Origin of the sequence: Amycolatopsis sp. GM8 (genome assembly GCF_021653975.1) — a bacterium.
GTDB lineage: Bacteria > Actinomycetota > Actinomycetes > Mycobacteriales > Pseudonocardiaceae > Amycolatopsis_E.
Genome location: NZ_JAJKFK010000002.1, coordinates 983,006 through 994,390 on the forward strand (window position 1 = coordinate 983,006; position 11,385 = coordinate 994,390).

12 protein-coding genes and 1 tRNA gene are annotated in these 11,385 nt (G+C 68.2%); 2 read left to right on the top strand and 11 right to left on the bottom strand.

The window, feature by feature from the left end:
- Window positions 1-130: 130 nt before the first annotated feature.
- Window positions 131-712: a dCTP deaminase gene (dcd, locus tag LOZ83_RS12255; RefSeq protein WP_236790573.1), complete on the bottom strand. Its 582-nt coding sequence runs from the start codon at window positions 710-712 to the stop codon at window positions 131-133.
- 9 nt (window positions 713-721) lie between these two features.
- Window positions 722-1,900, bottom strand: a complete 1,179-nt coding sequence (locus LOZ83_RS12260; RefSeq protein WP_236790574.1) for an oxygenase MpaB family protein — start codon at window positions 1,898-1,900, stop codon at window positions 722-724.
- Between the two features lie 86 nt (window positions 1,901-1,986).
- Here LOZ83_RS12260 and LOZ83_RS12265 point away from each other — a divergent pair.
- Window positions 1,987-2,057, top strand: a tRNA-Gly gene (locus tag LOZ83_RS12265).
- Window positions 2,058-2,197: 140 nt separating this feature from the next.
- On the opposite strand, the gene LOZ83_RS12270 is transcribed toward LOZ83_RS12265, so the two are convergent.
- The 3 genes from LOZ83_RS12270 to LOZ83_RS12280 all read right to left on the bottom strand — a co-directional run bounded on the left by LOZ83_RS12270 (window position 2,198) and on the right by LOZ83_RS12280 (window position 4,669).
- The gene (locus LOZ83_RS12270; RefSeq protein WP_236790575.1) at window positions 2,198-2,359 is read right to left on the bottom strand and encodes a hypothetical protein; all 162 of its coding nucleotides are present in this window, start codon (window positions 2,357-2,359) and stop codon (window positions 2,198-2,200) included.
- 894 nt (window positions 2,360-3,253) lie between these two features.
- Window positions 3,254-3,922 carry a VC0807 family protein gene (locus LOZ83_RS12275; protein WP_236790576.1) on the bottom strand — a complete coding sequence of 223 codons (669 nt, stop codon included), beginning with the start codon at window positions 3,920-3,922 and terminating at the stop codon, window positions 3,254-3,256.
- A 108-nt stretch (window positions 3,923-4,030) separates the two neighbouring features.
- Window positions 4,031-4,669 (bottom strand): class I SAM-dependent methyltransferase, encoded by a 639-nt coding sequence (locus LOZ83_RS12280; RefSeq protein WP_236790577.1) that lies wholly within the window; start codon window positions 4,667-4,669, stop codon window positions 4,031-4,033.
- 130 nt (window positions 4,670-4,799) lie between these two features.
- Between LOZ83_RS12280 and LOZ83_RS12285 the strand changes: the two genes are divergently transcribed.
- Complete coding sequence (locus LOZ83_RS12285; RefSeq protein WP_236790578.1) at window positions 4,800-5,213, top strand: hypothetical protein; 414 nt, start codon at window positions 4,800-4,802, stop codon at window positions 5,211-5,213.
- Here the strand turns inward: LOZ83_RS12285 and LOZ83_RS12290 are convergent.
- The 6 genes from LOZ83_RS12290 to LOZ83_RS12315 all read right to left on the bottom strand — a co-directional run bounded on the left by LOZ83_RS12290 (window position 5,194) and on the right by LOZ83_RS12315 (window position 11,381).
- Window positions 5,194-5,526, bottom strand: coding sequence for a hypothetical protein (locus tag LOZ83_RS12290; RefSeq protein ID WP_236790579.1), 333 nt, complete (start codon window positions 5,524-5,526; stop codon window positions 5,194-5,196). The genes LOZ83_RS12285 and LOZ83_RS12290 overlap by 20 nt on opposite strands.
- Window positions 5,527-5,655: 129 nt before the next feature.
- Window positions 5,656-7,482 carry a glutamine--fructose-6-phosphate transaminase (isomerizing) gene (gene glmS / locus LOZ83_RS12295; protein ID WP_236790580.1) on the bottom strand — a complete coding sequence of 609 codons (1,827 nt, stop codon included), beginning with the start codon at window positions 7,480-7,482 and terminating at the stop codon, window positions 5,656-5,658.
- A gap of 13 nt (window positions 7,483-7,495) precedes the next feature.
- On the bottom strand, window positions 7,496-7,753 hold the full coding sequence (locus LOZ83_RS12300; protein ID WP_236790581.1) for a hypothetical protein: 258 nt from the start codon (window positions 7,751-7,753) through the stop codon (window positions 7,496-7,498).
- Window positions 7,754-7,813: 60 nt separating this feature from the next.
- Window positions 7,814-9,652 carry a CocE/NonD family hydrolase gene (locus tag LOZ83_RS12305; RefSeq protein WP_236790582.1) on the bottom strand — a complete coding sequence of 613 codons (1,839 nt, stop codon included), beginning with the start codon at window positions 9,650-9,652 and terminating at the stop codon, window positions 7,814-7,816.
- Between the two features lie 2 nt (window positions 9,653-9,654).
- Window positions 9,655-10,854, bottom strand: coding sequence for a CaiB/BaiF CoA-transferase family protein (locus tag LOZ83_RS12310; protein WP_236790789.1), 1,200 nt, complete (start codon window positions 10,852-10,854; stop codon window positions 9,655-9,657).
- Window positions 10,854-11,381 carry a MaoC family dehydratase gene (locus LOZ83_RS12315; protein WP_236790583.1) on the bottom strand — a complete coding sequence of 176 codons (528 nt, stop codon included), beginning with the start codon at window positions 11,379-11,381 and terminating at the stop codon, window positions 10,854-10,856. The genes LOZ83_RS12310 and LOZ83_RS12315 overlap by 1 nt, the downstream gene beginning before the upstream one ends.
- Between the last annotated feature and the right edge of the window lie 4 nt (window positions 11,382-11,385).

Sequence of the window (11,385 nt, forward strand, 5' to 3'; positions counted from 1 at the left end):
GAGTGCGATGAGCACGGGTTTGCGGTGCGATCTTCGGACGGACACGAGCCAAGAAATTATCACCGGATGGTAACGGCATTAGCCCTACGAATGGCGCAACCTTGTTGCGCCATTCGTCGCAGTTTCCTTGTCAGCGCCAGGTGTCCACGCGATGGAAGTTCTGGTGCGCCCGGCTCGGCGTCGGGCCGCGCTGGCCCTGGTAACGCGAGCCGACCTGGGCCGAGCCGTACGGGAACTCGGCCGCGCTGGTGAGCCGGAACAGGCACAGCTGGCCGATCTTCATGCCGGGCCAGAGCGTGATCGGCAGGTTCGCGACGTTGGACAGCTCGAGCGTGATGTGCCCGGAGAAACCGGGGTCGATGAACCCCGCGGTGGAGTGGGTGAGCAGCCCGAGGCGGCCGAGCGAGGATTTGCCCTCGAGCCGGCCCGCGAGGTCGTCGGGCACAGTGACCAGCTCGAACGTCGAGGCGAGCACGAACTCGCCGGGGTGCAGGACGAACGGGTCGTCGCCCTTTTTCTCGACCAGCGAGGTCAGCTCGTCCTGCTGCTTCGACGGGTCGATGTGGGTGTACTGGCTGTTGTTGAAGACCCGGAAGAAGCGGTCCAGCCGCACGTCGATGCTCGACGGTTGCACCATCGCCGGGTCGAACGGCTCGATGCCCAGCCGGCCGGCTTCGACTTCTTTGCGCAGGTCGCGGTCACTCAGCAGCACGGGCCAAGATTAGGCTGCCGGGAGGTGCCGCGCATACGTCGGGTCGAGCTGGACAATTTTCGCGAGCCGCCCGACATAGTGGCGGCGCTCGACGCCGCCGATGAGTTCCTGGAGCGCGGTGGCGCCGGGGATGTGGCGGCGGGCGGTCTCGGCGGCGAAGTTGACCGCGGCCGCGGTGAGCACCGCACCCTGGGTGAGCGGGTCGTTGGGGAGTTCGAGGAAGTCGGCGTTGGTCTTGCCGAGCACCAGGCGGCTGATGGACGAATGCACGCGGGACAGCGCCTTGCCGACAGGGCTGGCTTGGTGGCTCTCGCGGAATGCCTTGGCGAGGCGTTTCGAGTCGTCGTCGGGGATGAACTCGGTGCTGGCCAGCAGCCAGAGCTGGCGCCAGGCGTCGTCCTCGCTCGCGGGCAGGAGGCCCTCGTCGATGCCCATGAGCCAGCCGACGTAGCGCCAGAGGTGCAGGATGTCGGCGCGCTCGCGGTCGGTGTAGCGGATGCCGAGGAGCTGGGTGCCGAGGACGAAGACGAGGGAGAACAGCAGGAGGGTGCCGGTGGTCTGGACCTGGTTGACGGGGCGGTCCCAGGCCTCGTAGTCCCAGTCGCGGCGGCGGTTCATGGCCGCGCGGACATGCGCGTGCACCAGGCGGACGCGAATGGCGGACGTGTACCCGGTGGCCCCGCGGCGGAGGTTGCCGGGCGTGGTGACGTCGATCCACCACGCGGCGGTCTCGATCAGGCGGCGGCCGGCCATCAGCTCGATCTCGCCGGTCGCGACGAGGGATTTCGTGGCGCGGGAGGCCAGGTAGCCGCCCATCAGGGACATGTCGCCGAGCGGGAAGAGGCCCAGGAGCCCGGTGCGCGTGATCGCCCGGGCACCGCGCTCGAGCCGGTCGCGGTCGAGCCAGTAGGGCGTGGCCTCGACGGCCTCGAAGAACTCGCGGACGGGTGCTGGTGGGTTGGTGACGCTGGTGATGCCGTTGGCGAGCGCTTCCTCGAAGACCGGTGTGGTGGCCGGCATACTCGCGACGAGCGCGTCCGCGAGCGGGTCCTCGGCCTGGGCGTACTCGCGGAAGCGCTGAACCTGCTCCGCCGTCCCGCGGAGGTCGCCGCCCGGCCCGAAAAGCCTCGCCGCGAGCCGGATGCCGCCCTGCCGGAAGAGCTGAGGATCCGGGAGCCGCTCGTCCATGACAACAAGTGTTGTCAGTTGCCCTGGGCGCGTCAAGCATGCCTTCGGGAGAGGGGCGTCGCGCACCGTGTATGCTCTGCGGTGCTGCGGATGTAGTTCAATGGTAGAACATCAGCTTCCCAAGCTGAATACGCGGGTTCGATTCCCGTCATCCGCTCTTGTGGTGAAGGCCCAGGTCAGAAGGCGTCTACTTCGGACCTGGGCCTTCGTCGTGACGGCGCTCTGGAGGCACCGGTTCTGCTCGCCATTGCCGAATGACCGCGGTGGACAGCTTGCCAAGAGCGGCGCAAGCCTCGCCTACACCTTGTCTGGTTTCTTGAGCCAGGCTTCCCAGAAGGCCTGCTGCTCGTCGACCGTCGCCAACTGGTCGACAGGCGCGTCCGCGAGCGTGTCCACGAGGTCATCGATGGTTGCGCGCCGCCCCGGACGCAAGACATAGATCCGTAGTCCGCCGCCCATGTCGCTCGAACATGTCCGGCCCAGTTGCGGTGTAGGGGTTCCTGTACTCCCCCGCCCGAGTCTCGAGCTCAAGCCGGTAGACCGATTCCGGCCCATCGTAGCCGTCGAGCCAACCGCGCAATCGCACCTGATGAGGCTCGTCGCCATTGAGGACCAGCACATCCCGATCGACGTGCAATTGCGGGTAACCGTCAGCCATGACTCGATCCAACCGGAGCGGCCTGATCGACCGCCTGTGAGGGGTACGACTGCCGGCACCGCTTCGGAGATCAGGGGAGAGCACCTCCAGCCCGAACCGTGACAGGGCGAAGTGATGGATAAGACTCACTGCGTGATCTTTCGGCCGCTCCTCGACGCCGTCGCGTCCCACTGGCCAGGCGCGCAACCGTTCCGCTTCGAAATCGGACCCGGATGGATAGGGCTGGTCCGTGACTGCCACGACGCTCTTGTCGCCGAGTTCCCGCAGTACGAGCTGCGCGCGGTTAAGCAAAAGGTGGCCGAGTTGGCGTTTCAAGCCTGGCCCCGTTCCAGGGGGCCGCGGGAAGCCTGGGGTAGCGATGCACCGAACTGGACCGAGGCCGAATACCGGCAGCTGTGCAGGATCGAGGACCGGTTTGCCGTTCGAAGTCAGTCGATCTGTGAGCGGTGCGGAGGACCCGGAATCCTCCGAGAGACGAGACAGCCCATCTGGGACATGACGCTCTGCGATCCATGCGAGGCAGCGGTCCCTATGAACTTCATCGAGCGGGTCCGGCAGCTTCAGGACTACATGCGGGCATTTAACGCATAGTGCCCCGTCGAGCTTGATCCAAGCGATTCCCAAGCTGAATATGCGGGTTCGATTCCCGTCATCCGCTCTTCACCGTTTGCGCCATCAGGCGGTTCGGAGGTACGTCAGCGGACAGCCGCTGCGAGGAAGATCTTCCTCATCGACCGGATTCCCGCGGCGGCACCGATGCGGAACGCGAGCAGGATCGCCGCGATGAGGATGACCGGGCCGAGCCAGACCATCGTGTCAACCGACAAGGTGTAGACGCCGATGAGCCGCGCGGCGCACTCCAGCAGCAGCACGCAGCCCCACACGATCGAGTAGTTCCGCTCCGCATGGCGGAACTCCACCGAGGTCGCGGACAGCCGGTCCCATAATGCGAACCGCGCCGCGTCGCCGCGGGCGAAGATCGGGCGCAGCACCGTGCTCATGATCGGGCGGCCCGCGAACGCCGAAACCAGGATCGCCAAGCCGATCACGCTGCTCACGCCGCTTTCCTTGGCCAGCATTAGCCGCGGATCCCCGCTCACGAGGCTGAGCAACAGCCCCGCCACGTTTGCCGTCAGGATCAGCAGGGCCAGCGGGTTGATCCGGCGCTGGGCCACGATGCCCCACACGGTGCGCACGGCCGGAATGACACTGCTCAACGCCAGCGACATCAGCTCGCTCAGGCCGAGGCCCTTGCTGAGCACGTAGTACGACCCGACGGGCAGGGCCACGTCGACCAGCAGCGGCAGCATGGCCTGGCGCAACGGGTTTCGCCCGGTGGTCTTCGGAGCGTCGGTGACAGTCATGATCCCTCCAGGATTTCTTGGCTGAGATCACTTTCGCTCGCGCCGGCCACCGGGACGGGGGCCGAACATCCGGAGTGCGGCATGACATCTGTCAGTGTTCGCCGGGTGTCATAAATCCTTGCGTGCCAGCAAATACGCCTGCGACGTCTTCTCCTCCCCTTCGGGCTTGCGCACTAGGCGGGCGTGCACGGCGAGTCCGGCGTCCGCGAGTTGCTCGGCGATGTGATCGGGCGAGAGGCGGTACACGTCCAGCGACAGGTCGTGGCCGTAGGCATGCGAGATGTGGTGCGGCTGGTTGTTGCCGACTTGGAACGCGAGGAGCGCGTGACCGGCCGGCGCGAGGACGCGCGCGAACTCCGCGAACACCGCCGGCAGCAGCTGGGGTGGCGTGTGGATGATCGAGTACCACGCGACGACGCCGGCCAGCCCGGCGTCCGGCAGATCCAGCCCCAGCAAGGAACCCGTCTCGAACCGCAGCGAGGGATGTGTTCGCCGCGCCACCGCGATCATTTCTGGCGACAAGTCGACACCGAAGACGTTCAATCCCAGCGCGGCCAGGGGCCCGGTGATCCGTCCGGGTCCGCATCCGAGGTCGGCGACGGGACCGTCCACGACGTCGGCGAAGGCGCCGAGCATCGCCCGGTCGAACGGGTTCGCCGAGAGCGCGTCGTGGAAGAGCGCGGCGTAGTCGGCGGCGACGGTGTCGTAGGCGGTGCGGACGGTGTGCACGAAGGCGGGTTCGGTCATGCCGGGAACGTACCGTCGACCACCGACAGGAACGGCCGAAAATGACCGGCGGAGCGCCTTTTTCGTAAGCAGGGCACGGAATTCGCGTTTGGTACCGTCCGGTTGATCTCGTTCCGGTGAAAGAGGCTCGATGCGTAGATTCGCGGTCTTGGCGGTGCTCGTCGGCGCGCTCGTCGCGGTGGTGCCCGCGGGGCTGACGGACGACCCGGCTGCGGTCGAAAACGCTGTCGCCATGGGGAATCGCATCGAGACCCCGTCGCTCGCCACGCTGCCGGCCACCCCGCCGCCACCGGCCACGGTGCCCGCCGCGAAGCCGGTGGCGACGAGCCGCGTCAAGGCGGCTACGTCGATCGGCCCGCACCGCGAAACCGTGGACGAACGCGCAGCCCGCGTCAGCCGCGACGCGATGATCCCGCACCCGCGGCCGCCGATGCAGCCCGTGTACGCGCCCGGGATCAAGGAGGCGTACGACTCGGCGTTCAACGCGCCACCCATCCAACTCGGCACCCTGACCCCGACACCGACTACCGTCCGGTCACCGTAGGCCGGGTCTGGTGGTCGCACCGCTGGCGCTCGATGTTCCACGTGCCGCCGCTGTCGAGGCAGTTCGCGTAATCCAGTTGACCGTCCACCCACGCCTTGTGACCGGCGCACACCGAATAGACTTTGTCGTCGCCGTCCCGGCATTGGTAGCCGTATTGCGGCGCTGCCCGCTTCGTCGTTGTACGCGGCGACGTTTTCCGCGTACTGGTGGGCTTCGGCTTGGTGGCCTCCGTGGTCACGGGTGGTGGAGGCGCCGGCGTGGTGGTCGAGATGGTCGGTGGTGCCACCTCGGGCGCGACGGTGGTCACCGGCACGGGCGCGCCGGGCACCGACGGCTGTGCGCAGGCGGCGAGGCAGCCAACACCGCCAGTGCCACAAGAATCATCATCCGCATAACCGGCTCCAGGTTCCTTCGAAAAAAGTCGCCCGGAGCCGGGCGCGCGTTACTCCACCGTCACGCTTTTTGCGAGGTTCCGCGGCTTGTCGATGTCCCGGCCCAGGTGGTGGGCGAGGTGATAAGCGAACACCTGCAACGGGATCGTGAACAGGATCGGGTCCAGTTCCGGCTCGCTGTGTGGTACGTGGATCACCGAATCCGCCAGGCCCTCGGGCAGGGCGGCGTTCGTCACCGCGATCACCGGGCCGCCGCGGGCCTTGATCTGTTCGATCGTTCCGATGTTCTTCGCCAGCAGCTCGTCATCGGGCACGACGACCACCGACGGCATCGCGGGGTCGATCAACGCCAGCGGCCCGTGCTTCAGTTCGCCTGCCTGGTATGCCTCCGCGTGCACGTACGAGATCTCCTTCAGCTTCTGCGCACCCTCGCGCGCCACTGGCCAACCCCGCGCCCGGCCGATGAAGAACATCCGCTCCGCACCGCTGTGTTCCTTTGCCACAGCCGAAATCTCGTCCTCCGCCGTGAGGACTTCCGCGATTCGCGCGGGCAGCGCGTCCAGCCCGGCGACGATCCGGGCACCGTCCGAAACGGACAGATCGCGGACCCGGCCGAGAGACAGCGCGAGCATCGCGAAGCACACGCCCATGTTCGTGTACGCCTTGGTCGACGCGACCGAAACCTCAGGCCCCGCATGGAGAAAGACACCGCTGCCGCATTCACGGGCGATCGCGCTGCCGACGGTGTTCACCGCGCCGATCACCTGCCCGCCCTTGCGCCGCAACTCCTGCACGGCGGCCAGGGTGTCCGCGGTTTCGCCCGACTGACTCACCGCCACATACAGCGTGTCCTCTTCGACGACCGGGTTCCGGTACCGCAACTCCGACGCCGGTTCGGCATCCGCGGGCAGCCGCGCCCATTCCTCGACGAGGTTCGCGCCCAGCTGTCCCGCGTAGTAGGCCGAGCCACAGCCGAGGAACTTCACCCGCCGGATCGCCCGCAGTGCGCGCGGGTCCAGGTTGATCCCGCCGAGCCGCGCCGTGCCGAACCGCTCGTCGAGCCGGCCGAGCAACGTCCGCCGCACCGACTCCGGCTGCTCCCAGATTTCCTTGTGCATGAAGTTCACATAGCTGCCGAGGTCGTAGTCGGCATCGTCGAGATCCACCGTGGTCGGCGTCTTCGCGGTGCGGTGGGCCTGCAACGTGCTGGTCGCGAACTCGTCCGGCGTGATCGTCGCCAGCTCGCCGTCGTCGAGGTACACGACTCGCTGCGTGTACCGCACGAGCGCGGCCACATCGGAAGCGACGAACATCTCGCCGTCGCCGATCCCGAGCACGATCGGACTTCCGTTGCGCGCCACCACGAGTTGCCCCGGGTTCTGCGCGTCCAGCACCACGATCCCGTACGCGCCATTGACTTCCCGCAACGTCGCGCGCACCGCGTCTTCCAGCGACGCGGCACCGTCGGCCAGTGCCGCGGCGATCAGATGCGCCAGCGCCTCAGTGTCCGTTTCGGACACGAGCTTGACGCCGTCCTCGGCCAGCCGGGCCCGCAAGCGGCCCGCGTTCTCGATGATTCCGTTGTGCACCACGGCAACCCGCTTCGCGGCGTCGACGTGCGGGTGCGCGTTGGCGTCGGTCGGCTCGCCGTGCGTCGCCCAGCGGGTGTGTGCGATGCCCACAGTGGACGGTTGGCTTTCGTCGGTCAGGTCACGCAGTTCGTCGACACGCACCGCGGCTTTCGTGATCTTCAGCCGGTTCCGCTGCGCGACCGCGAGCCCCGCCGAGTCGTAGCCGCGATACTCGAGGCGGTGCAGCCCCTCCAGCAGGATCGGCGTGGCCGGTCTTCTCCCCACGTACCCCACGATTCCGCACATCAGTTGCCTTCTTTCACCCGTAGACGATGCGCCGCAGCTGGCGCTCGGTCAGCTCGCCCGCGCCGACCGGGCGCTCGGCGAGCTCGGTCGTCAGGACCTGCCAGATCTCGGCGTTCTTGCGCCCGCGCCGCTGCAACTCGGCATGCCGGCGGCGGACGAACTCCTCCGCCGTCTCGCGGTAGAACGCGATGACGTCGGCGATCACGCGCTCGGCGACCTGCACAGGCAGGCCCGTCGAGCCCGCGATGTGCCGCACCAGCTGCTGATCCATACCCCGACGGTCGCACCCCGCACCAGGTACGGCAAGTCGCCTGCCCGAAATCGGGCAGATTTACTCGGCTCTTACCGCTTCCCAGGTTCGCGAGAACAGCTCGGCGCCATCGATGGTGACGGTGCCGCGGGCCCACAGATCGGTCCGCGTGCACCGGACCAGCGCCGAGACCTCGACGTGCTCACCGGTCCTCAGCCGGACGTTCGCGCTGGCACGGCGAGAGACCACTGCGGCGCCGGGAGCGTCGCGGCGGACCTTGGCGATGGTCTCGCTGTCGGTCTCCAGCAGATGCCCCTGGCTCGTCCGGACAGGCCCGCTCGCGCCGCCGATCCGCACTTCGAGGATGTCGTCGACCAGCTCGCGCGTCACTGCCCACTCGTGCACGGCCATGCTCTCGGGCCGCCGCACGTACGGCATCCGCACCACCGCGCCGGTGTCCTCGGGAACGGTCGGGATGGTGACGTCGATGCCCGTCACCCGCAGCACTTCCGGCGCGGGCAACGGCATCAGCCGCGGGAAGTCGGAGTCGCTCACCACGACGCGCAGCCGGTGGCCGGCCTTGACGCGATGCGCGATCGGCCACAGCGTCACCTGCCCGGCGCTGCCGCAGCGCACACCGGCGGCGAGGAACATCGACCGGCCCTCGGGGTCCACATCGGCGAGCCGGACGACGAGACGCTGAGCCGGCGCCTCCGTGGACACCGTGACCTCGGCGCGTCCGCACACGATGAGGTCGTCGGGCAGGGGCGCACTCGTCGCGGTCAGGGCGCGCAGGTCGTCCTCGCGCTGATCGACCGGGAGCCCGATCCCGTTCGCGGCCAGGCCCCACAACCCGCTCAACGCGCCGGTTGTCGGATCGGGCCGATACTCGCCGACGACGCCCGGCGGGGCCACCGCGGGATCGGCCAGCACGCCATCGGTTCCCACCGTCAGGACCAGCTCTTTCGTTGCAGGCGGCCAGGAATCGTAGCTCCGCCAGCCTGGGCGCTCGCCTTGCAGGTACAGCGTGACCGGCGGCTCCGCCATCAGCCCAGTGTCGATCCCGCGCAACCAGTGGTCCCACCAGCGCAGCGCGATCGGGAGGAAATCGACGGTCTCGAACGGCGAATCCTCGGGTGAGGTGTGCATCCACGGCCCCATCAGCAGTTTCTTGGGTCCGGTGAACCGTTCGAACGCGCGGGGAATCGCGTCGGCGTTCTTGTCACGCCAGCCGCCGACACACAGCGCGGGGACCTCGATCGCGGACGCGTCGATCGCCCGCTCGCGCCAGATCGGGTCGCCCGGGCCGTGCTCGACGAAGTCGTCGAAGATCGGTTCGCCTTCGCGCAGCCGCCGGCGCCACCGGCGTTGTTCCTCCGCCGAGGAGGTGTTGAGCAGCGGCGGGATCAGCTGCTCCAGCATCATCAGCGTGCCGCGGAAAGCCATCGGATGCAGATCGCCCCGTGCGCCGTCCGGATGCACGAGATCCAGCTCCGGGTCGAGCGGTCCGATCATCGGGATGATGGCCTTGAGCAGCGGCGGGCGGCGGCTCGCCGCACGCATGGTCAGCAACGCGCCGTACGAGGCGCCCCACATCCCGACCGCGCCATCGCACCAGGACTGCGCGGCGGCCCACTCGATCGCGGCGATCGGATCGTCGCCCTCCGCCGGGTCGAACTCCGGCCGCCGCGCGCCGTCCGACGAACCGGTGCCGCGCAGATCCACCAGCACGCCCGCATATCCGTGTTCGGCGAACCAGTGCAGCTTCGCGCCGAACGCGCTCATGTCCTTGCGGTAGGGGTACACACTTACCAGTGCGGGTACCGGCGCGGCGTCGACCGGCAGGTACACGTCGGCGGACAGCGTGACCTCCGGATCCCGCGTGGGAATGCGCACGTCGCGCCGGATTTCCACTCGCATGCCTACTCCTCTCCGAACGCTCCGGCCGCGCTCAGCCGGCGGACGGTGGCATCGTCGTAACCGAGCAACTCGCGCAGGACCGCGGCGGTGTCCTCGCCCCGGAACGGCGCACGCCGGTGCTGCCGCGGGATTTCCCCCGCGCGCACGGGCGAGTTGACCTGCCGCACCGAGCCGAACCGCGGGTGCTCGGTCGAGACGATCAGATCCCGCGCCAGCGTGTGCTCGTCGCGCAACGCCTGTGCCACGTCGTTGACCGGCGCGCACGGGACGGCGGCCGCACGGAGCGCGTCGAGCCACTCGGCCACCGTGCGCTTCGACAGCTCGTGTTCCAGGATGTCCTGCAACTCCGCGCGATGCGTATTGCGATCGGCGAAGGTGACGAACCGGGGATCGGTGGCGAGGTCGGGGCGGTCGAGCACGGCGGTGAGCCGCCGCCAGAACTTCTCCTTCGCGCACCCCATGACCAGCCAGCCGTCCGCCGCCCTGAACACCTGGAACGGGACGAGCGACGGGTGCGCCGAGCGCCGGGTCCGGGTGGGCTGGTAGGCCGCGGTCAGATGCCAGGTCGCGGGGTAGGTGAGCAGGCTGATCGCCGTGTCGTAAAGGCTGACGTCGCAGTCCATCCCGACGCCGTCGCGGCGGGCCGCGTGCACCCCGGCCAGCAGGGAGATCGCCGCCACGAACCCGCCGCAATAGTCCACAAGGGACAGTCCGGTCTTCTCCGGTGGGCCGTCCGGGTCGCCGGTGAGCGTCATCCAGCCCGCGAGGCCCTGCAGCACGTAGTCGTATCCGGGGTCCGCGGCGCGCGGGCCGGTCATGCCGAACCCGGAAAGCGAACAGCACACGATCTTCGGGTTGACCCCCTTGAGGTCCTCGTAGCGGATACCGAGCTTGGCCGGGACGTCCCCGCGCAGGTTCGAGTACACCGCGTCCGCGTGCCGGACGAGATCCTCCAGCACGACCCGGCCTTCGGGATGGCGCACGTCGAGGCTGATACTTCGCTTGTCACGGTTGAAGGACTCGAAGAACAGCGAGTCCTCACCCTCGGCGAACGGCGGCACGTAACGGCCGACGTCGCCCCCGTCGGCGGGATCCTCGATCTTGATCACCTCCGCGCCTAGGTCGGCGAGCTGGAGCGAACCGAACGGGCCTGCCCCGTACTGCTCCAGCGCCAGGACACGGACATCCTCCAGTGGCCTCATCACGGGCGCTCCGATTCGGAAACGGTGAACGGTTGCTTGGCGTCGGGAAACGCCGAGGTGCCATACCCACGGCGATGCACGTAGAAGGTGCGGACGAACGAGAGCACCTCATCGCCGTGCTGGTTGAGGGTGCGGGTCTTGACCGTGACGATGCCCGCGCGCGGCCGGCTGCCCGACTCGCGCTTGCCGAGCACGATCGACTCCGACCACAGCGTGTCGCCCGCGTAGACGGGATGGGTCAGCTTCAGCTTGTCCAGGCCCAGGTTCGCGAACGCGTTCTGGGTCGTGTCGGTGACGCTCTGCCCGATCGCGATCGCGATGGTCAGCGTCGAGACCACCAGCGGTTTCCCGAACTCCGACGCGGCACCGGCTTCCGCGTTGAAGTGGGCTTCATTGGTGTTCATGGTGAGCAGCGTGAACCAGGTGTTGTCGGTTTCGGTGACTGTGCGCCCCAGCGGATGGCGATAGACGTCGTCGATCTCGAAGTCCTCGAAGAACCGGCCCTGCCAACCGGATTTCACTGTCATCGGG